The 21,444-nt window shown below is 40.2% G+C and carries 20 protein-coding genes, 1 tRNA gene and 1 other RNA gene; 13 read left to right on the top strand and 9 right to left on the bottom strand.

The window, feature by feature from the left end:
- Window positions 1–43: 43 nt before the first annotated feature.
- The 5 genes from PLE33_02230 to PLE33_02210 are packed head-to-tail and all read right to left on the bottom strand — an operon-like array spanning window position 44 to window position 5,614.
- Window positions 44–1,744, bottom strand: coding sequence for a GGDEF domain-containing protein (locus PLE33_02230; protein ID HPS60062.1), 1,701 nt, complete (start codon window positions 1,742–1,744; stop codon window positions 44–46).
- Complete coding sequence (locus PLE33_02225; protein ID HPS60061.1) at window positions 1,725–2,045, bottom strand: septum formation initiator family protein; 321 nt, start codon at window positions 2,043–2,045, stop codon at window positions 1,725–1,727. The genes PLE33_02230 and PLE33_02225 overlap by 20 nt, the downstream gene beginning before the upstream one ends.
- The gene (locus PLE33_02220) at window positions 2,045–3,169 is read right to left on the bottom strand and encodes a DUF362 domain-containing protein (protein HPS60060.1); all 1,125 of its coding nucleotides are present in this window, start codon (window positions 3,167–3,169) and stop codon (window positions 2,045–2,047) included. The genes PLE33_02225 and PLE33_02220 overlap by 1 nt, the downstream gene beginning before the upstream one ends.
- A complete protein-coding gene (locus PLE33_02215) occupies window positions 3,162–4,334 on the bottom strand; it encodes a hypothetical protein (protein HPS60059.1) in 1,173 nt (390 codons plus the stop codon). The genes PLE33_02220 and PLE33_02215 overlap by 8 nt, the downstream gene beginning before the upstream one ends.
- Before the next feature lie 5 nt (window positions 4,335–4,339).
- Window positions 4,340–5,614, bottom strand: coding sequence for an adenylosuccinate synthase (locus PLE33_02210; GenBank protein ID HPS60058.1), 1,275 nt, complete (start codon window positions 5,612–5,614; stop codon window positions 4,340–4,342).
- A gap of 213 nt (window positions 5,615–5,827) precedes the next feature.
- On the opposite strand from PLE33_02210, the gene PLE33_02205 reads away from it, so the two are divergent.
- Together PLE33_02205 and PLE33_02200 are read left to right on the top strand one after the other, a co-directional pair.
- Window positions 5,828–7,165, top strand: coding sequence for a DUF4139 domain-containing protein (locus PLE33_02205; protein HPS60057.1), 1,338 nt, complete (start codon window positions 5,828–5,830; stop codon window positions 7,163–7,165).
- A 19-nt stretch (window positions 7,166–7,184) separates the two neighbouring features.
- A complete protein-coding gene (locus tag PLE33_02200) occupies window positions 7,185–7,625 on the top strand; it encodes an Hsp20/alpha crystallin family protein (protein HPS60056.1) in 441 nt (146 codons plus the stop codon).
- 49 nt (window positions 7,626–7,674) lie between these two features.
- Here the strand turns inward: PLE33_02200 and dxr are convergent, their stop codons facing one another.
- From dxr to PLE33_02185, 3 genes are all read right to left on the bottom strand, one after another.
- On the bottom strand, window positions 7,675–8,820 hold the full coding sequence (dxr, locus tag PLE33_02195; GenBank protein HPS60055.1) for a 1-deoxy-D-xylulose-5-phosphate reductoisomerase: 1,146 nt from the start codon (window positions 8,818–8,820) through the stop codon (window positions 7,675–7,677).
- Window positions 8,814–9,758 carry a hypothetical protein gene (locus PLE33_02190; GenBank protein HPS60054.1) on the bottom strand — a complete coding sequence of 315 codons (945 nt, stop codon included), beginning with the start codon at window positions 9,756–9,758 and terminating at the stop codon, window positions 8,814–8,816. Before PLE33_02190 ends, dxr begins: the two co-directional genes overlap by 7 nt.
- Window positions 9,759–9,807: 49 nt before the next feature.
- A tRNA-Ile gene (locus PLE33_02185) sits at window positions 9,808–9,883 on the bottom strand.
- 780 nt (window positions 9,884–10,663) lie between these two features.
- Between PLE33_02185 and nadC the strand changes: the two genes are divergently transcribed.
- From nadC to PLE33_02165, 4 genes are all read left to right on the top strand, one after another.
- Complete coding sequence (gene nadC, locus PLE33_02180) at window positions 10,664–11,485, top strand: carboxylating nicotinate-nucleotide diphosphorylase (protein HPS60053.1); 822 nt, start codon at window positions 10,664–10,666, stop codon at window positions 11,483–11,485.
- Between the two features lie 3 nt (window positions 11,486–11,488).
- Window positions 11,489–12,220, top strand: coding sequence for a C4-type zinc ribbon domain-containing protein (locus tag PLE33_02175; GenBank protein ID HPS60052.1), 732 nt, complete (start codon window positions 11,489–11,491; stop codon window positions 12,218–12,220).
- Window positions 12,221–12,275: 55 nt separating this feature from the next.
- Window positions 12,276–12,637: RNase P RNA component class A (gene rnpB, locus PLE33_02170), an RNA gene on the top strand.
- Between the two features lie 65 nt (window positions 12,638–12,702).
- The gene (locus tag PLE33_02165; GenBank protein ID HPS60051.1) at window positions 12,703–13,554 is read left to right on the top strand and encodes a hypothetical protein; all 852 of its coding nucleotides are present in this window, start codon (window positions 12,703–12,705) and stop codon (window positions 13,552–13,554) included.
- A gap of 41 nt (window positions 13,555–13,595) precedes the next feature.
- Here PLE33_02165 and PLE33_02160 read toward each other — a convergent pair whose 3' ends face one another.
- The gene (locus PLE33_02160; protein HPS60050.1) at window positions 13,596–14,117 is read right to left on the bottom strand and encodes an NUDIX hydrolase; all 522 of its coding nucleotides are present in this window, start codon (window positions 14,115–14,117) and stop codon (window positions 13,596–13,598) included.
- A gap of 179 nt (window positions 14,118–14,296) precedes the next feature.
- Here PLE33_02160 and PLE33_02155 point away from each other — a divergent pair, with 179 nt between their 5' ends.
- Genes PLE33_02155 through purB form a run of 7 tightly spaced genes read left to right on the top strand, consistent with a single transcriptional unit; the run spans window position 14,297 to window position 21,439 of the window.
- Window positions 14,297–15,256: a GDP-mannose 4,6-dehydratase gene (locus PLE33_02155; protein HPS60049.1), complete on the top strand. Its 960-nt coding sequence runs from the start codon at window positions 14,297–14,299 to the stop codon at window positions 15,254–15,256.
- A complete protein-coding gene (locus PLE33_02150; protein HPS60048.1) occupies window positions 15,246–16,625 on the top strand; it encodes an SLBB domain-containing protein in 1,380 nt (459 codons plus the stop codon). The genes PLE33_02155 and PLE33_02150 overlap by 11 nt, the downstream gene beginning before the upstream one ends.
- A gap of 10 nt (window positions 16,626–16,635) precedes the next feature.
- The gene (locus tag PLE33_02145) at window positions 16,636–17,742 is read left to right on the top strand and encodes a DegT/DnrJ/EryC1/StrS family aminotransferase (GenBank protein ID HPS60047.1); all 1,107 of its coding nucleotides are present in this window, start codon (window positions 16,636–16,638) and stop codon (window positions 17,740–17,742) included.
- 11 nt (window positions 17,743–17,753) lie between these two features.
- Window positions 17,754–18,539: an electron transfer flavoprotein subunit beta/FixA family protein gene (locus tag PLE33_02140; protein HPS60046.1), complete on the top strand. Its 786-nt coding sequence runs from the start codon at window positions 17,754–17,756 to the stop codon at window positions 18,537–18,539.
- Window positions 18,536–19,363 carry a prolipoprotein diacylglyceryl transferase gene (lgt, locus tag PLE33_02135; GenBank protein HPS60045.1) on the top strand — a complete coding sequence of 276 codons (828 nt, stop codon included), beginning with the start codon at window positions 18,536–18,538 and terminating at the stop codon, window positions 19,361–19,363. Before PLE33_02140 ends, lgt begins: the two co-directional genes overlap by 4 nt.
- A 46-nt stretch (window positions 19,364–19,409) precedes the next feature.
- A complete protein-coding gene (locus tag PLE33_02130; GenBank protein ID HPS60044.1) occupies window positions 19,410–20,147 on the top strand; it encodes a hypothetical protein in 738 nt (245 codons plus the stop codon).
- The gene (gene purB / locus PLE33_02125; protein HPS60043.1) at window positions 20,144–21,439 is read left to right on the top strand and encodes an adenylosuccinate lyase; all 1,296 of its coding nucleotides are present in this window, start codon (window positions 20,144–20,146) and stop codon (window positions 21,437–21,439) included. The genes PLE33_02130 and purB overlap by 4 nt, the downstream gene beginning before the upstream one ends.
- The last annotated feature ends 5 nt before the right edge of the window (window positions 21,440–21,444 follow it).

The following is a 21,444-nucleotide window of genomic DNA, read 5'->3' as shown; positions in this document are numbered from 1 at the left end:
AGATAACAGGGATATATGTCAAGAGAGAAATTATTGCTATTCTCTAACAGTTATTTTCCGGAACTTTGCTTTTGGATTGATAAAGCTCAACTTTATTGCGTCCTGTAGTTTTGGCTACATAACATGCCTCGTCGGCACGGGCAATACATTTTGCCAGGTTTTTAGTTTGACTGGAAGGATGAAAGTCACAGGCAATACCGATGCTGATGGTAAAAGTGATAATTTGATTTTGATAGGTGAAAGAAGAGGTCTCAATTTTTTTGCGCAATTCTTCCATCAGGGAAGAGCTGAGTTTCTGATCGGCATCAAAGAGAACAACTAAAAATTCGTCACCCCCATAACGCACAATAACATCGCTTTTACGAAATTCGGAAGTGAGAATCCGAGCCAGCTCTTTTAAAACATAGTCCCCTGCCAAATGACCGTAGTTATCATTCACGAGCTTGAAGAAATCAATATCAATCATACTGAAACAGACAGGAACATTGTGTCGGGCAGCCAAAACAACCATTTGAAAGAGATTGCCTTCCAGATAGCGTCTGTTGCGTAAACCGGTTAAACTGTCTGTTAAAGACAGTTCTCCTACTTTCTCATAGAGTTCTTCAATTTTATAGAAATTTGCCTGTAAGCTTTCAATGTAAGCATTATTTTGCAGCGATGCCTGATTGCTGAGTTCTTTGATGCGGACTTCCAAATAGGGGATAGCTTTGAAATAATGAGAAGGATCAAGATGCTCTCGCATAAAATGGGAAAGATTGAGTAAAGAATCCCAGCTTTTATGCAAAAAGTAATTGGAATACTGGTAATCCTGAATGGAATCCTTAAAGTTGGAAAGAACACCGCAATTATAGTATCCGGCAAAAAAATACAGGGTATGCAGTTGTTGAATGTTCAATACTGCAGCCGGATATTTAATTAAAATGCGTTGATATTCTATCTTTTCTGCGGCGGGCACCAAGCGCTCTTCCAAGGAAAATAGTTCATACAATACCATTGCACTATTCAATGATTTCTGTTCGGCTAAAGAGTTATAAATCCGTAGCAGCAAGGTCTTTTTGATGATGTTTTGTTTATGCCACTTGGTAGTAATCAGCCAACGGATAATAAAATTAACGGCGCTATCATTGCTATCCCGTTGAAAAGTATCCAAAATCAGATTCAGCTGCGTCTCTAAAAGCTCTGCGGGTTTATTCTGATGGAAGAAGATATTGATTTTGGAAAGCTGCAGCAGAGACCATAATTCCAGGCAATTGCTGTTTATAAATGGTTCCAGTTCTTCCAGCAACTCTTCCGCATTGGCAAAATCACCGTTTTCAGTTATAAGATATAACAGCTGCAGACGGTTGAAAAGATTTTCCCTTTCGCTGCCGTTATCTTGTTGTTCATTCATCAGTTTATGAATGTAAGGATAATAAGGGGAATCTTGGGTAACGGGAAAATGACTGAGAAAACTGAGAAAGATATAAAAATCGCTTTCCTTTTCCGGCTTCGGCAGCAGCAGGAAATCCAGCAAATACTCTATAATCAAGCCGGAAAATTCGCAGAAAAGGGGATTATCCAAATTACCGGAACAGGCAGGAATAACCATATCCACTATCTTTTCTATTATTTTCAAGCGGGAATCAATATCCGCTGAACTTAAGCGGTGGACTGCTTCCTTCAGCTTATTTCGTAAATCCTGTTCTACACTTGTGAACAGCGATATACTGTAAATATGAGTTTGGTTATTTGGTTGTTGCATCATCTTTTGCCGGAACAAAACGGAAAACGGTTTCATCTGGTTTAGTAAGCCCAAAGTTTTCTCGTGCTGCTTTTTCAGCTGCTTCGGGGTCTGTTTTTAAGCGTTCATTTTCTTGTGCTAAGCTGTCATTTTGAGCTTTGAGAATTGTGGTTTCTTTCTCCAGTTGTTCCACCCTGTTTTTCAATTTCCAGGTTTTCAGAAAGCTGCTATTGGCTAAAAACAAAATCCAGATAAGCAAAAGCGCTATTATTGCCCAAAAGGAAAATCGCAGAAAAGGACTGAGCTTTTTAGATTTGGATTTCATCACACACCTAACCTTGCCAGTAATGACTTTTTGATGTCTATTGCCTGATAGGGACAGAGTTCGTGACAGCACAGGCATTTAATACACCGTTCTTTATGGATAACAGGAATATCTTCACCCTGGCGGGAAATTGCTTTTACCGGACAACTTTTTACGCAAATTCCGCAGCGCCGGCAGCGTTCACTAACCTCGGGATAGAAATAATACACCTTGCGAAATGCTTTACGAGCTATATCCGGAACATATTTAAGCGCCTTCTGGGTTATTTTTACGCTTTTGATATCGGCATCAGGAATTCTATAATTACGAAACGAAGTAGGAATCTCTATCCGGGAAGGGATTATGCCATCCATAACTAAAGCGGGACTTAAATAGGGAACATCTTTCAGCTGAAAACCCATAATGCGGGCTGCAGTATAATCTAAGGCAGGAATTGAAGGAGAACCGAAAAGAAGCCCGAAATGATGTGGCTTGCCAGCTGAAGGTCCTGTTCCGTCCATACCTGTAATGCCGTCTATAATGCTATAAGTTATCCGGTTACCAATTAAGGCATACAAAGAAACAAGCATATTGGCGAAACTATTGGTATCAGGATACAAACGGTGGTATTCGCTTTTCACCAATCCCGGCACAAAGCCGAAAAGGTTTTTTAGGGCTCCGGTGAAAGCAGTCAATTGATGGGTCTTATATTTACCTACATTGATAACGAGCCCACATTGAAAGAGTGCCTCACTAACCTTTATGGGCAGACCCTTATAGTTTAGTTCCTTAAAGCCCGCAGTGGAGAAGTTTATAACCTTAAGGTGATATTTTTCCGCCAGAGCGGCAAATCCGCAGGTCTGCCAGACAGTTTCAAAGCCCATAGAACCGCCAGGACTATCGCCAAACCAGATTTCTTTATTCCTGTCCTGAAAATAGCGGATAATTGCTTCTAAAACAATGGGATGGGTAGTTACGGCTCTTTCGGGAGAATAAGCTCCCAAGGCATTTGGTTTAATTAATACTCTTTTACAGCGTGTTATTTTTTGGCTTTTTATCTTTAAGAAGAAATCGGCAACAGCTTCTTCTATTACCGGCAAATCGTAACTGTCAATTTTGCGGATTTCTACTACCGGTCTATTCATTGAGAGGGTATTCCTTATTACGGAAGATGCTGCTTAGGTATAAACTGAGGGAGAGGTTTATCTGGGTTTTCTTTACATCGCCCATAATAACCTGCATCAAGGCAAAATTCAAAGTGCCGTTTTTATGCCTGTAACTTAAGCCCGCGGTTACAGAATGTTGTGCGTTATCTTCAATAAAAACTGCCGTTGGAACAGAATTCCAGGCATTAATGGTATCAGGATTAACAGTATTTTGCCCCAAATGAATCATTCCGCTGTAAACATTGGAAGAAAAGAGATAGCCCAAACGGTAAGTAGTTTTGCCTTTTATTTTTTCAAAGCCGGCTTTAAGGGTATAGTGGTCGTCAAAATCATCACAAATTTCGCTGGTTTGTTCCCATTCAGCTTCAGCTGCAAAAGTATAGTCCGATTTATTAATTCCAATTCCACCCGTCAGCCAGAGAGGCATTAGAAAATCGTAATTGGCATATTTCAAATTCCAGTTAAATTTGGTTTCGGGCATCATACTGAAACCGATATTGGCAGGACCAAGCTGATAGATAATTCCGGGTTGAAGACGCAAACAGTATTTTGATTTCCTGATGCGTTCATAAGTTCGCAAATAGATAGGGTCATCTATATAGTGGAGCTGATTGTGCAAATCCAAACCCAAATGCAGAGGTCCGGAATGTAAAGCAATCAGAGCTGTTGCCTGATGAAGAGAATAGGTAGGAAACCGTTGAATAATATCTGCTCCCTGATTGATAAAAAAGGAGAAATCCTCCAGCGTGATGGATTTGGGGACATTATAGAGCATTCCGAAGGTAAATTTATCGTCCACAGGAATGCTAACACCCATTAGACCAATGGGAATGGAAGAAGTGTAATTGGCATACAGGGGATAGCCGTATGCCTCCAGAGAGGGCTTAATATTCAATTCAACAAATACTTGTGAGGAATCCGGTACAACGGATGCAGGGTTTAGAAGCGCATTATCAATATCTCCCCGAAAGGAAACACCCGTATAACCTCTTCCGGCAGCTGTCGTTCCTATATAATTGCGGCTGAACGAATCATAAAAAGGATTGCTGAATTGCGGAAGAGGAAGTGATAAAGTATCTGCCTGGGCAAATAAAATACCGGCTAAAAGGCACGATACAATAATCAAGAGATAGCGGTGAAACATCTTTTTTACCTCTTTTTTGCCTTAACTTTTATAGTTTGTTCTCTATCTCTGCCAACCGAAATAAGAGAAATCGGGGTATGCAGATAGTTCTCTATGGCTTCAGTATATAACCGTGCCTCCAAAGGTAATTTCTGCACCTCTTTACAGTTACTGATATCAGCGTCCCAACCTGATAATGTTTCATAAACAGGTTTACAAAGGAGCATCTGGGTATTATTCAAATCCATTGAACGGTGAATTTTCCCTTGGTATTGATAACCTGTGCAAATTTTCAGTTGTTCTATCCCTGTAAGCACATCCAGACAAGTGAGCACTGCATTATCCAAAGCATTTATGCGAGCTGAATATCTTCCTGCCACAGCATCAAACCAGCCAATTCTTCTTGGCCTTCCAGTTGTGGAACCATATTCATTTCCCGTTTTCCGAATGTAATCTGCCGTGTCATCAAAAAATTCGGATGGGAAAGGACCAATTCCTACCCTTGTAGTATAAGCTTTATAAACGCCAATTACTGTATCCAGTTTCCTGGCTGAAAAGCCGGTTCCAATACCTACTGCATCTGTCATCACCCGGGAAGAAGTAACATAAGGATAGGTGCCGAAAGTTAAATCCAGCAAAGTTCCCTGTGCCCCTTCAAAAAGGATATTTTTTCCCGGTTGGGAAGCAATTTTATGCAGCATAGCTTCTACATCGCCAACATATTTTTTCAAGAATTTCCAGTAGTCCAGTAATTCTTCCACCTGTGCATCCAGAGCCAGTTTAGTAATGCCAATATGATGATAGCTATACAAATTCTTAATATTGGATTTTAAACTATTGGTGTTTGCAATGTCAGCCATTCTAATACCATATCTGGCAGTGAGATCACTGTATGCAGGACCAATTCCTTTTTGGGTAGTGCCAATTTTAACCCCGCGACCTCTGGTTTCATTTTTCAGTTCTATTTGTTTGTGGATAGGTAATACTACACCTGCCCGAAAGTCAATAACCAAACGGTTTTTAAAACTGATGCCGGCTTTTTCCAGTTGTTTAATTTCTGCAATAACTGCCGCCGGGTCAATTAACACCCCGGCTCCGATAAGACATTTGGTTTCAGGATATAAAATTCCCGAAGGGATTGTATGCAATACATATTTATTATTATTGGTTACGATTGTATGACCAGCATTGCTGCCACCTTGAAAACGAACTACAAAATCTGCATCAGAAGCAAGGTAATCTACTATTTTTGCCTTTCCTTCATCTCCCCACATAGCTCCTAAAACTAATACTGCGGTCATTATTATCTCCTTATATAATTAAAACTCCCTAATCATTATTTCTATTTCTGTCAATCTATTTCTTCGGGTGGGCAGGTTAAAGGGAGAAGTGAAAAGGTGGATAAGTAAAACCTGCAACGGGCATAGAGGATAAAAAATAACGATATAATCCTTGACATAAAGTCCGAAATAATTAGCTTGTAAAGTAGGATTCAAATTTTATAAGGAGATAGAATGAAAAACATCCTCATACTGATAACCTTAATGTTGTTCTTGTTGCCTTTAATGGCAGAGGACTGGTTAACCATCTACAACGATGATCTTTCTTTAGTTCGTTCCCGTTTTGAACTGGAGCTGAATGATGGACGCCAGGAAATCAACTATAGTGATATTACCAGCCGTCTTGAACCGGCTTCAGTAATTGTTACCGGTGGTGGAATTCGTGTTGCCGAACAGAATTATGAATATGATTTAGCCGGAAAGTGGCAGATTATGGCTAAGTATATAGACCGGGAAGTGTTAGCTATTACCACCGACCAATCCAAATTAAACGGTATTCTCAAGTTTTATCAGGACGGCAGCATTGGCATCATTGAAAAAGGAACTGACCGTTTATTAGTAATTTCCGAAGACGAAATCCAGTGGCTGCAACTGGCTGAACTACCGGAGAATTTTTACACTAAACCGACTTTACATTGGAGTATCATTGCTCCTAAAAAAGCAAAATATCCGGTGCAAATGACTTATTTAACCGGTGGTTTCAGTTGGAATGTAACTTATAATACCGTTTGGGACGAAAAATCATTACTTTTCAATTCCTGGGTAACTATCAATAATACTTCCGGCAGAGCATTTAGCGATGTAAATTTAAAGCTGATAGCCGGAGATGTAAATCGGGTTTATAATGCTTATTATAATAATATCCGGGGCGGTCGGATTGCTTACGACGCCTCAATGGCAAAAGAACAGACAGCTCCCACCTTTGAAGAAAAGGCCTTTCACGATTTCCATTTATATACTTTAGACCAGAAGGTCTCCTTTGCCAATAATCAAACCAAACAGCTGGAATTGTATCCTCCAACAAACATTAAGGCATACTCCGAGTACGAATATCCCATTTATGGTGACGGAGTAAAAAGTATGATAAAATTCAAAAATACTAAGGAAAACGGTGCCGGAATGCCACTTCCCAAAGGTATTATCAAGGTTTATAAACAAGATAGCGACGGCAATCTGGAATTTATCGGCGAAGACAGCATAGAACATACTTCCAAAAATGAAGAAATCTCCATCAACACCGGAACTGCTTTTGACCTGGTTGCCTCCACTCGTTTAAAAGAACAAACACAAGTTACCAAATCTATCACGGAACGCCTTATCCAGATTACCTTAAAGAATAATTCTGCGGATAAAAAGACCATTAAAGTAACTCACCAGCTTTCTCCTAATACCCGCATTATAGATGCGGACTATAAATACATCCAGGATAAAAACGATAAAGTTACTTTCAGCATTGATATTGCTCGCGATCAGGAATTGGTGTGGACTTTCAGAGAACGCAGCGAGTATTAAACCTAAACGGAGTTTTACTATGCGCGAAAGAATTTTTTCCAACATTGTTGGAATTCAAAGAGAAATGCTTAAATTGCTGGGAGAGGTCTCTTCTTTAACTAATAGCCCCTTAGCCATTGAAGACGCCATAGACGATGTTTGGCATCCCAAATGCGATGTCTTTCAAACAGACACAGAATGGATTGTAATCGCCGAATTGGCAGGAGTGGAAAAGGATGAGATAAGTGTTTCTATTTCTCCTGAATATCTCAGGATAAGCGGAACCCGCAGTTTCCCCAATTCCAATATGACCGTTTGTTACTATAATATGGAGATTGAAACCGGCAAGTTTGACCGTAAAATATTTTTCCCGGACTTGAGTATTGATAAAGAGACACCCAAAATAAGCTATATCAACGGAATTTTAAGGATTGCTTTTAACCTGGCACCTGTGGTAGAAAGAATTATACCCGTGCAGTAACCCCCAACTTTTGTTTATCTGCTCTGTTTGTTGCCGGTTGCTTGCTTTCCTATTTTACATACTGCAGAACTTTTTGGCAGGTCTGAGTATTGATGTGCAGAATAGTATCCAGATCGGGGTTCGGGATAGGTTCCTGTTCGTCTAAAGCTTTTTTTACCAAATCCGTCATTTGCAAATAGGTTATTTTATTTTGCAGAAAGAGATAGGAGACAGCTTCTACTGCTGCATTGATTACAGTGGGATAAATTCCTTCTGCCTGGGCTGCTTCCAAACCCAAATAATATAAGGGATAGCGTTTGGGCTCAATTTCTCTAAAAGTTAAAGGTGGCAGGGAAAGTAAATCCGTTTTAACAAGTTGCGATTTAACTCTTTTACGCCTGGAAATTGCATATAAAATAGGTAACTTCATATCCGGCTTACTCATCTGAGCTAAAAAAGAGCCATCAACAAATTCCACCAGGGAATGGATTATGGATTGGGGATGGATTACCGCTTTAATTTTGGAATAAGGTTGTTTGAACAACCAATGCGTTTCCATTGTTTCCAATGCTTTATTGAACATTGTAGCTGAATCCAGAGTAACTTTTGCGCCCATAGTCCAGTTTGGATTTTGTAGCGCTTGTGCCGGTGTTATATTGTTGAATTCTTCCAAAGGCAGGTTGCGGAAAATACCTCCGGAAGCGGTTAAATGCAAAAAGCGGATTTTGCCTGCAGGGTGTTTTCCAATTGCCTGAGACAGAGCACTAAGTTCACTGTCCACAGGCAAAATTGGCTTGTTGGAAAGCATTTTGGTTAATATGTGACCCCCCATAACGAGGGATTCTTTATTTGCCAATGCCAAGTATTTGTTACGCTGCAAAATGGCATAACTATAACGCAATCCGGCAGAACCGGCAATAGCATTCAGGGCAAGATCATAATTTTCTTCTTCAAGTGCTTTCAGTAGTTCCGTTTCGCCAAAATAGATTTTTATTGTGGGATTTTCACTTTTCAGCTTTGCCTGCAGCGCCTTATCCTCAATTCCGGTGAAAAAAAGCGTAGGAATATGATACCGATAAGCCGAATGCAACAAAGAAGTGTAATTTTTATGTGCCGAAGCTAAAACAACAGGATTTTTTTGTTCTTCCACCACTGCCAAAGTGGACATTCCAATGGAACCGGTTGCTCCTAAAAGAGCTATTGATTTTTTTACCATTGGTAGGAAGCGGAAACCCTTTGCGAATAGCCCAAATCATCCTCCGAACCGTTACGAAAGGCATAATTTAAGCCCAAACACTTATAGGAAACGGCAATTCCAGCAGTGAAGCAATCTACATCATAGCCGGCAAGCAAGCGTAAATTAGATATTGGCTGAACTGCAATTCCAGCGTGAAAATCAGCACTCAAATCACCGGCTTCAACAGTTGCCTCCCTGTTTTCCAGCAAAATTTCACTGCGCCAGGCAAGATGCACCGGAATCTTCTTTATGGGAGTAAAATTATAACCTAATTCCAAATCCAGATTGGGAATAACCGTTTCATATTCTCCCCCTTCCCAAAGAACTTGAGTGCTGAAAAAATCTCTCAGATTCATCCCTAAGCGTGCCTTATTACTTATCTGCCAAAGCATACCCAGGTCAGCACCAAAAGCATAACCGCTATTTTCAGCCAAAGTTCTGTATGCCAGTTTAGGTGAAATTCCTAAAGACAATGTTTTGCCAACCTTTCTGGCAATACCGGCAGAAAGAATGAAATCCTGATTGCTAACGGTTTTCCAAACAATAGGGCGGTTTTCGTTACTTAAACTGTCATTCGGGTTTTCCAGTTTGGTTAATTTTATTTTATCTATAGCTAAATGATTGAGGGTGAAAGAGGTCTTAGTATTGGAACCGAGAATTATACTCAGTTGATTTTGTGCCATCAAACCTTCAAAATGCTCACAACGCATAAGCTCCATTCCATTTTCAGGAATAATGGATAACAAAGCAGGATTCCACCAACCGGCAGAAAAATTGTTTTCATAAGTGAGCCCTGTAGCACCCATTGCAGAAGAGAGAACTCCGGGGCTAAGAGCAAAAATTTCTCCCGCATATTTTGTGGCAGTAAGGGGTATAGTTATCAGCAATAAGCAGATAACCAGCATTTGGATTTTCATTTTTTTAACTACCTCTTTTCTGTCTTTAGCTAAAGAAACGGGAGAAAAATGGTGGGCCCAGAGGGATTCGAACCCCCGACCAACCGGTTATGAGCCGGTAGCTCTACCAGCTGAGCTATAGGCCCCCTAAAATTTCTTTAGAAGGTAAACAATCTATAAGCCAGAATTTCGTCAAGGCAAAAATATCAAGCAAGCTGATATTTCCTCCGATTCCTCCATTTTTATTACAGTTAGTATAGGGTAGTGAGGAAAAATCCGGAGGGTTGACCTCCTGGTCAACCCCCTTTTAAGCTTTTATTCCGGAGGGTTGACCTCCTGGTCAACCCCCTTTTAAGCTTTTTTTCCGGAGGGTTGACCTCCTGGCCAACCCCGAAATTTTTCCGGTAACATTCCAATATGACTCCCGTATCGTTCTCGTATCGCGATATGGGAACGATACGGGAATCTCATCAGCCGCATAACGCAAAAAAACAGGAATTGATAAACAAATATCATGGGATGGAAAAAAATAATTGCTGGGGATAGTTTTTTATCGCTTGCTGGGGTTGTTGTTCTATACTGTGTGGATATTGGGTGATTGATTGTTGGGTTGGAAGGGGCGATAATTCTGTTTTAACTCACAATTTTTCGGTTTGGAGACCGGTAGTAAAGCGGTTGTAAGCGTAAAAATGTATGGAATGTAGTTTCATTGAAGGCAGGTGAAAATTGTAAGTCAAAACTCCCGGCGGTTACGATATTTTTTCTTGACAGTTAGCAGGTTGCAAGAATATAGGTTTTAGAAGAAAGAGGAAATTATATATGTGTTATCCAAATAAGCAGATAGACGAATTAAACGGAAATGAAATAAATAATCATAAAAAAGCATTTGCAAACCGCAAATGCTTTTTTTTTGCTTCGGAGGTTGAATGTTTATTGATGAATTGATTCGTAGAGGTCTGGAAGAGGACATAGGCACAGGAGATATAACTACCCGCTATCTTGATTTGGAACCGCAAGTTAGCGTTGCTTATATTATTTCTAAAGCGGAAGGTGTTTTAGCAGGGGTGGATATTGCTCGCCTCGTTTTTCGGATGGTAGATTCCGAGCTGAAAACTACTTTATACAGTAAAGACGGGGACAAAGTGAAACCGCAGGAAGAAATTATGCGTCTGGAAGGTCGTCCTGCTTCCATTTTACAAGGGGAAAGAACTGCTTTAAACTTTATGCAACGGCTTTCCGGAATTGCCACTAAGACGGCAGAATTTGTTTCTCTGATTGAAGGAACGGGAGTAAAACTTTTGGATACCAGAAAAACAACTCCCCTTTTACGGTCTCTGGAAAAATATGCAGTGCGCATTGGAGGTGGCTACAATCATCGTTTTGGTCTATTTGATATGGTGCTGCTGAAAGAAAATCATATTCGCGCCTGCGGTTCAATTACCGAAGCAGTAAACAGGATTAGAAAACATAATACCAGCTATAAAATTGAGGTGGAAGTTACTAATTTAAAAGAAGTTGATGAAGCTGCCAAAGCGAAAGTGGATAGAGTTATGCTGGATAATATGACTCCGGAACAGATTCGTAAAGCAGTAAAGAAATATAAAGACATTCTGGAATTTGAGGTCTCGGGAGGCATTAATGAAGAAAATATTCGTGCTTATGCCGAAACGGGAGTGCAATTTATCTCTTCCGGAGCCCTCACTCATTCTTATAAGTCACTGGATATCAGTTTGTTATTTAAGGAGTAAACGATGGAAGAACAACTGAAAACTTTAGCTAAAATGCAAACCCTGGATGATGAAATTGGCCGCTATCGGGTTTTGCAAAAGGAATTACCCAAACAACTTAACGAGATTATAGAAAGCGTGGAACAGGCAACTGCCAACCTTCTTGCAGTGGAAACAGAAAGAGCAGAAATAAATAAACAACAACGCACGATAGAAATGGACATCAGACAGATGCAAGAACAAAGTAAAAAATATGGCAACCAGCTGGCGGAAATTAAAAACAATAAAGAATATAAGGCACTAAACAGCGAAATTGCCTATATTAAAGACAAAATTTCAGACCAGGAATCTACACTTCTGGAATTGATGGAACAGGAAAATGAAGTAAAAGAAAGAATCGCTATTGCTAAAACGGAACTGGAAAAAGCGGAAAAACTTAAAAAAGAAAAAGAAAAGGATTTACGAGAACAAATCGCTTCTCTGGAATCTAAAATTGAAGAAGTTCGCACTCAAAGAAATGAGCTGGCAAGAACTTTACCCGTGCAAATCGTTAAACACTATGGAAATATGATTAAGCATAAAAACAATCAGGCAGTTGCTTACAATCGTAATGGTTCCTGTGGTGTCTGCGGTTTTGTGATTCGTCAGCAAATGAGAATTGAACTGCAGTTGCGCCGCAAAATTATCTACTGCGAAAATTGCGGACGGATTTTGATGAACCGCTTTGAGGATAATTCGGAAGAGACCTCTAACTAAGCTGAAATTGGAATTGCCAATTTGTTTTTTAGCGGGTCTGAATTATATTATCTTTAGGGAAGATTGGATGTTCGCTGCCCAAAAAAGCAGAGGAAAGTCCGGACACCAAAGGGCAGGATACTTCCTAACGGGAAGCTGCAGTAATGCAGAGCAAGCTCCACAGAAATAAACCGCCATTTTTGTTTTTCAGAAATGGCAAGGGTGAAATGGCGGTGTAAGAGACCACCGGTATCTTTGGTGACAAAGATAGCCAGGAATGCCTTATCCGGTGCAATGCCAAATAGGAAAGCTATGATGTTGCCCGCATCGCTTTCGGGTAGGCAGCTAAAGCTGTTTTGTGAAGAACAGCTCAGATGGATGAACATCACTTTCGGGAAACCGCAAGAACAGAATCCGGCTTATAAATCTTCCCCACTTTTTATAAAACATAACTGCCGTTGGGTTGACACAAACATCAACCTTACGATGGATAAGAGGTATAAATGCTGAAAAAGCTGATTATTATTCTCATTCTGGTAACTGCTATTGCTCTTTTTGCTTTGGCACATAGACCCCCAAAAGAATTTGTGCTGCAAACCGATGTCCTGAATGAAGCATCAGGCATAGATTTTGGTATCCAAAACAAACAGGTGCTATGGAGTCATAACGATTCCGGTAATAAAGCTGAAATTTATGCTCTGAATACAGAGGGACAATTGCTTTCAACCCTTAGCTTAAAAGGCGTGCAAAATCGCGATTGGGAAGATATCGCTGTTGCTAAAGACCCTTTAAGTGATATAAGCTACATCTATATTGCCGATATTGGCGATAATAATGCCAAATATAATTCTGTCTATGTTTACCGCCTTAGAGAACCACAGCTGACAGGTAAAGACGAAATTCTGCAGAGCAGCGAATTTAAAACGATTGAAATAAATTACGAAGATGGACCTCGCGATGCAGAAGCCATCTTTCTGGAACCCGAAACCGGGGATATTTATATTATCAGTAAAAGGGAAGAACAGGTAGGACTTTATCGCATTGCCTATCCTTTCAATTTCAAGGATAAAAATATCGCCAGACGAATTACTTCTTTGCCTCTTACCTGGGTTACCGCCGCAGACCTGAGTAGTAACGGAAAACAGCTATTGGTGAAGACCTATACCGGAATTTTCAAATATAAAACAAAACTGGACGCTCAAAAGAATATTACCCTTAGTAAAGAAGCTAAAACTATGCCCTATCTTACAGAGCCACAAGGAGAAGCTCTCTGTTGGGATGCAAAAAACAAAAGCTATTACACCCTTTCCGAATCTGCCAGAGGAATTACTCAAACCCTATATTACTACAAATAAGGCAGTTCTTTCTTACCCTTCAGCCCTCCTGGCTTCTTTTCTTATAGCTTGGTTTCTTTGGCTATAAATTCCCTGTGCGCATCAAAAGCAATAACAGGCAAATTATTTAAGGAAAAGAATTTTGCCTCTGCAGCATCGTCTCCGGCTTGTAGTTTGCCACCAATAGCTTTAACCCTGAATCCTATGCTGAGAACTCTTTCATAGATTGGACTTGTGCCGTAAAACCAACCTGTGGAATGCATAATTTTACCTTTCAGTCCAGTTTCTTCTTCCAGTTCCTGTAAGGCGTTTTCTTCAGGTGTGAGGTTAATTTCCATATAACCGCTTGGTAAAGCCCAAAAGCCGGCTTTGGGTTTTAGGCGGCGTTTTACTAACAGCAATTCGTTGTTTTCGTTAAAAAGCACGATTGCCACAGCGGGAATAGGATTTTTGTAATAAATCCAATTGCAGGCAGGACAGTGAGGACGGAGCTTATTTTCATTATCCTTTTTCAGCTCCAGTAAATGTCCGCACTGCAGGCAGTAATTTACATTCTTGTAGTTTGCAGCAGTAAGGTTACTCATAAAACCAAATATTCAAGCGTGTTTTCTTTTGTCAAGTTTTACCATTCGTTATTTCTTTTCCTATTGTGTCAGTTAAGCATTCATTTTCACTTTCTCATTGACAAAATTGCCAGCTGAAAACCTTATGCCTGAAAGTTCTACATTCGTTTTAGGACAGGACTTTAGATGCTGGAGAAATTATGAAAATTCTGATTACAGGCGGAGCTGGATTTATCGGTTCCCACTTAGCGGAAAAGCTATTGAATGAAGGCAATGAAATCTATGTGATAGACAACCTTTCCACGGGTCGTCTGGAAAATATAGAGTCCTTTAAAGATAAACCTAACTTTCACTTAACGATTGGCAGTGTGCTAAATCGTGAACTTATGGAAATGCTAATCAGCAAAGTTGAACAAGTGTATCATTTAGCTGCAGCCGTAGGGGTGAAATACATTATTGAAAATCCTCTTTTATCTCTGAAAACGAATATTATGGGAACGGACAATGTATTGGAGCTTTGTAACAAATATAAAGCCAAGGCACTAATCGCTTCCACCAGCGAAATTTACGGCAAAAGTGAACAGGTTCCTTTTTCGGAAATGGATGATCGTTTAATGGGCTCAACTCATATCAGCCGTTGGGGTTATGGTTCAAGTAAAGCAATAGATGAATTTTTGGCTCTGGCATTTTATCGGGAAAAGAAACTGCCGGTAGTTATAGTGCGTTGTTTTAATACTGTAGGTCCCAGGCAGACAGGACAATATGGAATGGTTTTGCCCAAGTTTATTAAAGCAGCTCTTTTAGACCAGCCCCTGGTTATTTACGGTAATGGAGAACAGACCCGTTGTTTTGCTGATGTTTCTGATGTTATTGAGGCATTTACCAAACTGATGAATACTCCTGAATGTGCCGGAGAAATATTCAATGTAGGAACCACGGAATCCATTTCTATAACTGATTTGGCAAAAAAGGTTAAGGAGATGTGCCATAGTAAATCCCGCATTGAATATATGAGCTATGCCGATGCTTTTGAAGAGGGCTTTGAAGATATGATGCACAGGCAACCGGATTTAACCAAAATTAATAATTTCATCGGTTGGGAACCAAAACTGAAGCTGAACGATATCATTACCCGGATGATTGAATACTATGAAAAATAGGTTATTGCTGATTATCTTCTTGAGCGTAACAATTCTTTCCGCTCTGGAAATTCCTGCCCAGGAAGAAGCAATTCCTATCTCTGTAAGCTTAACGGGCTATGTAGAAAACCCCGGTGTTTATCAAATAACACCCTTAAACCGGTTATCCGATCTTTTACTGCTAAATAAAACTGCGGCTTTGGAACAAACGAAGGTCTTGCTGGAAAAGCCGGTTGAAGTTCCCAAACCTGCTGAATTATTAAGTCCTCCCAGTCCTGAAAAAGAAATAGAAGATGTTGACCGCTACGAAAAAAATCGGGGCTTACGCAATATCCAGATAACGCGGGCGGGTAAAACGGTAACTTATGATTTGCTGAAGTTTTATCGCTTGGGCGATATCAGTCAAAACCCTCTGCTGAAAGATGGTGATGTTGTTTTTGTGCCTGCCATCAAAAATTTTATATCCATTGGCGGAGGAATAAATCTACCCGGGGAAATGGAATTTGTGGAAGGCGACCAGCTGATAACGATAATTAACCTGGCTCTTGGCTTTACTTTTGATGCCGATATATCCAAGGTTCAGCTCTATCGCTATCAAGCCAACAGGATTGATTATGATGTTTTGAATTACGATCTGAAAGCAAATCCTGCTCTTTTTGATATACTTTTAAAGGCAGATGACCGCATTCTCATATCCTGCAATTCAGAAATTAGAACCCGACAAAGAATTAAGATTTACGGGCAGATAAAATACCCCGGAGAATATGTTATAGATGCGAATACTACTTTGTATGAAGTATTACAGCAAGCAGGCGGATTAACCAAAAGAGGCGATCTTAAAAGATTGGTCTATTACAACGAAAATGTTAATGCCGATCCCGATCCCTATCTGGAACTGTTAATGCAAAGAAGTATGAGTGAGATGACTCCCTTGGAATATTCCTATTTGCGTAATAACCTGATGCAACTGAAAGGAAAATACAGCATAGACCCTCTGAAGATGATGAATAGCGAAGGCAAAGAGGCAAATCCTTATTTATTTGACGGCGACCGGATTTATGTTCCGGAACAAATTGATATGGTTTGGGTTAGCGGTCAGGTGAAAAACCCCGGGATGATTTCCTGGGTGGAAGGAAAGGACTGGGATTATTATATTCAGGCAGCCGGGGGTTATACCAATAATCGGAAAGCGGGAAAAGGCAGAATAATTCGTTCCAACAGCGGTAATTGGGTTAAGCCCGGGAAAAATGTAGCCATCCGAGCCGGTGATACTATTTTTGTTCCTGCTCAAACAGACAGGTCTATGTGGACAGATGTGAAAGATATTGTAACCCTTACCTCTTCCGTTGTTACCATCATCCTCGGGGTAAGAACTTTTACCAGAAATTAAAGGAGAAAGAATGAAAGTTCCAATGCTGGATTTGCAGGCGCAATACGAACCTTTGATGCCGGAAATTAGAAAAGCGCTGGATAGGGTTTTTGCTGAACACCAATATATTATGGGTCCCCAAGTGAAGGAATTTGAAGAGAAGATGGCACATTACCTCGGTATAAAAAATGCCATCGGTTGTGCTTCCGGAACCGATGCTCTGGTTTTAGCCATTAAAGCTTTAGGGATTGGAGAAGGCGATGAAGTAATAACTACTCCCTTCAGTTTTTTTGCCACTGCTTCTTCTATCTGGCGCAATAATGCCACGCCTGTTTTTGTGGATATCAACCCTCGCACTTTCAATCTTGATCCTGCCAATCTGGAAAAGGCAATCACGGAAAAAACCAGGGCAATATTGCCGGTTCATCTTTTCGGTCAATGTGCCGATATGGATTCCATTATGGCTATTGCTCGTAAATATAATTTGTATGTTATTGAAGATAATGCTCAAGGAATTGGCTGCACCTGGAACGGAAAAATGAGTTGTTCTTTTGGAGATATTGGAACTTTATCTTTTTTCCCTTCCAAGAATTTAGGGGCAATGGGTGATGCCGGAATGTGTTTAACCAATAATGATGATTATGCTGCTAAATTGCGTCAATTGCGAGTGCATGGCGAAAATCCCAAATACTATCATCAATGGGTTGGTTTGAACAGTCGTTTGGATACTTTACAGGCAGCTGTTTTAAGTGTGAAACTGGATTATCTTGATTCCTGGAGTAAAGGCAGGCGTGCAAATGCCGCTTTTTACAATGAACGCTTGCAAAATGTTCCCGGAATGCGCCTTCCCTATATAGACCCCAAAGCAGTCAGCATTTATAATCAATATACTCTCATTTGTGAAAAAAGAGAGGAACTGATGGCATACTTAAAAGAAAAGGGTATCGGTTGTGCTATCTATTATCCGCTGCCTTTGCATCTCCAGAAATGTTTCAGTTCGCTTGGTTACAAAAAAGGTGATATGCCTGTAGCGGAAGAAATGGCTGAAAAAGTTCTTTCTCTGCCTATTTATCCGGAACTTACAGAGGAACAGAAAGAATATATAGGTAAAACCATAACCGATTTTTATGGCAATTAAAGGAAAGAAAAATGCACTTTATAGTTTGTGTTAAACAGGTTCCCAATACCACCGAAATTAAAATTGACCCCAAAACCAATACTCTCATTCGGGAAGGCGTGGAAAGCATTTTAAATCCCTTTGACGCCTATGCCGTGGAAGAAGCGGTGCGCTTAAAAGAAAAATATGGAGGCAGCGTTACTGCCATCAGTATGGGTCCCAATCAGTGTGAAACAACCTTACGCGAGACCGTTTCCTTAGGAGTGGATAATATTATCCTGTTATCGGACAGGCGTTTTGCCGGAGCCGATACTTATGCTACCAGTTTAACTTTGGCAGCAGCGATTAAAAAAATCGGGGATTATACTTTGATTTTAACCGGGCAGCAAGCAATTGATGGAGATACAGCTCAAGTAGGACCAGGCATTGCAGCTCATTTAAATATTCCGCAGACCTGTTTTGTGCGTAAAATTGAATCCTTTACTGAACAACAGGCAGTAGTAGAACGCTTGCTGGAAGATGGTTTTGACCGTGTTTCAATGCAGCTTCCTGCTTTAATTTCCGTAGTAAAGGAAATAAATGTTCCCCGGTTACCTTCTTTACGCGGAAAACGCAATGCCAAAATAGTTCCGCTTACGGTTTGGAATTGTGACGACTTGGGTTTAAACGAAAAAGAAACTGGACTGAACGGTTCGCCAACGCAGGTTTTGAATATATTTTCTCCTCAACACGAAAAGCAGGTGGAGAAATTTGAAGGCAACAGCGATGAGGCAGTGGAACTTATCGTGCAGCGTTTATCGGAATTAACCCGCAGATGATTAAATTTCCTGAAATAAACCCTGATATTGTTAGTTTTAGCATTGGAGGGTTAAATCTGCATATTCGCTGGTATGGTTTTTTTTATGTGCTTAGTTTTATTCTTGCCTTCATTTTGTATAAGCCCTTCTTAAAGAAGAGAAACATCCAGCTGAAAAAAGAGGAGTATGAATCCATCATTTTCTATGAAATGCTGGGTGTTGTTTTAGGCGGGCGTTTGGGCTATGTGCTTTTTTACAATCTGAGTTACTATATTGCTCATCCGTTAATGATTTTTGCTGTCTGGGAAGGGGGAATGAGTTTTCATGGAGGCGCTTTAGGGGTAATTATTGCCTCCTTAATCTATTGTCATAAGCACAAATTGAATTTCTATGCCTTTGCTGATGTCTCTATTCCTATTGTAGCCATAGGTTTAGGATTGGGAAGATTAGGTAATTTCATCAATGGTGAATTATGGGGAAAGCACACAAATTTGCCCTGGGGAATGATTTTTCCCGGCGCAGATAATTTACCTCGCCATCCTACTCAGCTTTATGAAATGTTTCTGGAAGGCATTGTAATGTTTTTTATTACCTTTTATCTGCTAAAAAAGCTGAAAAAGGAAGGGCTGGTATTCTGGAGTTTTATTGGTTTATATGGAGTTTTCAGGTTTTTAATAGAATTTGTGCGCGAACCCGATAATATTGATTTTTATACCAATTTTGGTTATATTTTCGGTTTTATGAGTATTGGTCAGTTCCTCAGTTTAATTATGATTATTGCAGCTATCTGGGGTTTTTACAAACTCAATACTCACCCCAAAAAGACACCCAATCCTCATCTTTAATTTGCTTTCCATCCGGTTTTGAACGATAATATTATTGAGGTTTATAATGAAGAAAGCATTAATAGCTGTTCTAATTATCACTGCCATTATCATTTCTGCGTGTGCAGCACCCAAGGGTAAAAGCGAAGAAGAAAAACTGCGGCAACAGCTTAAAAAGTGGGAAAATTTTGATAGCCAAGGGATAGCAGAGGTCTCTTATAAAGGTTTGGCTATCCGTAAAATGTTCAGCGCTGCCAAAAGGGGCAGTGAAATCCGCTTTGATCTTATAGATGGCGGGCTTTTAGGTTCGGCGGCAGAGCCCTTACTAACAATCTACATTGGCAATTATGTTGCCGTAAAATCCCCGTTTCTACCGATGCTTGAGCTTTTGGATTTCTCTTCTGCCATACCGGAAGAGAGTTTAAGTTTATCTGCCAATGCCGATTCTCTGGTTTCTGTTTACGGAGAAAGAATTATTAAAGATAAGAAGCTGCAGCTGAAAGGAGTTACCATCAATTTCAATAAGGATTACCTTTTGGATAATGTTTCGGATTCCCTATCCGCAACTGAACTGAAAGCATTATACAGCAGCAAGGGAGACCTTTCAGAATTGCTTATTAAAAGCCAGGATAATATTTCTCTGCGCCTAAGCTTTGATAAAATTGAATACATTCAACCTCAAATAAGACCTTTGCCGAAAGCGGAACTGCCCTTCTCGGAAAATGCCTTAAAAGAACTGAATAATTTAAATCTGGAATCGCTGCTGAAGGATTTTCTGCAATATAAAAAAGAGGGGCAAAAATGATTCCGCGCTACAGTAAACCCGAAATGGAAAGAATCTGGACTTTGGAAAACCGCTATGAATGCTGGCTGGAAGTAGAACTTGCCGCTGCCAGAGCAATGTTTGAAAAAGGTATTATTCCTCAAGAGGATTGGGAAGCAATTAATGCTAAAGCCGATTTTGACAGCAACCGCATTGACGAACTGGAACTAATAACAAAACACGATGTTATCGCTTTTTTAACCAATGTAGGGGAAAATATCGGTTCTGCATCCCGTTGGCTGCATTTTGGGATGACTTCTTCCGATGTTTTAGATACCGCCACCGGCATGCAATTAAAAAGCAGCGGGGAGCTTATTTTAACGGAATTAAGTCGCTTGGCGGAAATTCTGAAACTGAAAGCCAGGCAGTATAAAAATACTATCTGTATGGGTCGTTCGCACGGAATTCATGCAGAACCCACTTCTTTCGGCTTAAAGTTTGCTCTTTGGTTTACAGAAGTTGAGCGTAACATAAAGCGCTTGAACGAAGCAATAGAAGAAGTTAGCGTCGGCAAATTTTCCGGTGCAGTAGGTAATTTTGCCCATTTAAGCCCGGAAATTGAAGAACTGGCATGCAAGTATCTGGATTTGCATCCGGCGAAGGTCTCCACGCAAGTTGTTCAGCGCGATAGTTATGCTTTTTTTCTTTCCGTTTTAGCTCTAATTGCTTCCGGCATAGAAAAAATTGCCTTGGAAATAAGACATTTGCAAAGAACCGAAGTGCAGGAAGTGGAAGAGAATTTTTCCAAAGGGCAAAAAGGTTCTTCTGCGATGCCTCATAAGCGCAATCCTATCGTTAGTGAACAGCTTTGCGGCTTAGCAAGAATTTTGCGTTCCAATGCTTTAGTCGCTATGGAAAATAATGCCTTATGGCATGAACGCGATATTTCCCATTCCAGTGTGGAGCGGATTATTTTGCCTGATTCCTGCATTTTGATTCACTATATGCTGGATAAAACCTGTTCCCTGATAGAAAATCTGGTGGTTTATCCTGAAAATATGCAAAAAAACCTGGGTCTAACCAAAGGGCTTGTTTTTTCTCAAGCGTTGCTTTTGCATCTTGTCCAAAGCGGTTTAACCCGGGAAAATGCTTATTCCCTGGTGCAGCGGGAAGCAATGAAATCCCGGGAAACGGATAGTAGTTTTTTGGATAATGTTTTGGCAAATAAGGAAATAACATCTGCCCTTGCGGAAAGCGAAATTCGGGATATATTTTCTTATGAACGCTATCTTCGGAATGTGGATTTTATTTACCGGCGATGCGGAATTTTATAGCCAGG

The organism is Candidatus Cloacimonas sp., assembly GCA_035403355.1.
In the GTDB taxonomy this organism is placed as follows: Bacteria; Cloacimonadota; Cloacimonadia; order Cloacimonadales; family Cloacimonadaceae; genus Cloacimonas.
Note: the sequence above shows the minus strand (reverse complement) of the source record. Positions and strands in the feature narration are given on the sequence as shown.

Coding starts and splice junctions, on each gene's coding strand:
- PLE33_02160 (HPS60050.1), bottom strand. CDS start 14,117: ATGAGTAACCTTACTGCTGCAAACTACAAGAATGTAAATTACTGCCTG.
- PLE33_02175 (HPS60052.1), top strand. CDS start 11,489: ATGGAAGAACAACTGAAAACTTTAGCTAAAATGCAAACCCTGGATGAT.
- PLE33_02190 (HPS60054.1), bottom strand. CDS start 9,758: ATGAAAATCCAAATGCTGGTTATCTGCTTATTGCTGATAACTATACCC.
- purB (HPS60043.1), top strand. CDS start 20,144: ATGATTCCGCGCTACAGTAAACCCGAAATGGAAAGAATCTGGACTTTG.
- PLE33_02220 (HPS60060.1), bottom strand. CDS start 3,169: ATGAATAGACCGGTAGTAGAAATCCGCAAAATTGACAGTTACGATTTG.
- PLE33_02150 (HPS60048.1), top strand. CDS start 15,246: ATGAAAAATAGGTTATTGCTGATTATCTTCTTGAGCGTAACAATTCTT.
- dxr (HPS60055.1), bottom strand. CDS start 8,820: ATGGTAAAAAAATCAATAGCTCTTTTAGGAGCAACCGGTTCCATTGGA.
- PLE33_02200 (HPS60056.1), top strand. CDS start 7,185: ATGCGCGAAAGAATTTTTTCCAACATTGTTGGAATTCAAAGAGAAATG.
- lgt (HPS60045.1), top strand. CDS start 18,536: ATGATTAAATTTCCTGAAATAAACCCTGATATTGTTAGTTTTAGCATT.
- PLE33_02145 (HPS60047.1), top strand. CDS start 16,636: ATGAAAGTTCCAATGCTGGATTTGCAGGCGCAATACGAACCTTTGATG.
- PLE33_02140 (HPS60046.1), top strand. CDS start 17,754: ATGCACTTTATAGTTTGTGTTAAACAGGTTCCCAATACCACCGAAATT.
- PLE33_02155 (HPS60049.1), top strand. CDS start 14,297: ATGAAAATTCTGATTACAGGCGGAGCTGGATTTATCGGTTCCCACTTA.
- PLE33_02215 (HPS60059.1), bottom strand. CDS start 4,334: ATGTTTCACCGCTATCTCTTGATTATTGTATCGTGCCTTTTAGCCGGT.
- PLE33_02210 (HPS60058.1), bottom strand. CDS start 5,614: ATGACCGCAGTATTAGTTTTAGGAGCTATGTGGGGAGATGAAGGAAAG.
- PLE33_02165 (HPS60051.1), top strand. CDS start 12,703: ATGCTGAAAAAGCTGATTATTATTCTCATTCTGGTAACTGCTATTGCT.
- PLE33_02225 (HPS60061.1), bottom strand. CDS start 2,045: ATGAAATCCAAATCTAAAAAGCTCAGTCCTTTTCTGCGATTTTCCTTT.
- PLE33_02230 (HPS60062.1), bottom strand. CDS start 1,744: ATGATGCAACAACCAAATAACCAAACTCATATTTACAGTATATCGCTG.
- PLE33_02205 (HPS60057.1), top strand. CDS start 5,828: ATGAAAAACATCCTCATACTGATAACCTTAATGTTGTTCTTGTTGCCT.
- PLE33_02130 (HPS60044.1), top strand. CDS start 19,410: ATGAAGAAAGCATTAATAGCTGTTCTAATTATCACTGCCATTATCATT.
- nadC (HPS60053.1), top strand. CDS start 10,664: ATGTTTATTGATGAATTGATTCGTAGAGGTCTGGAAGAGGACATAGGC.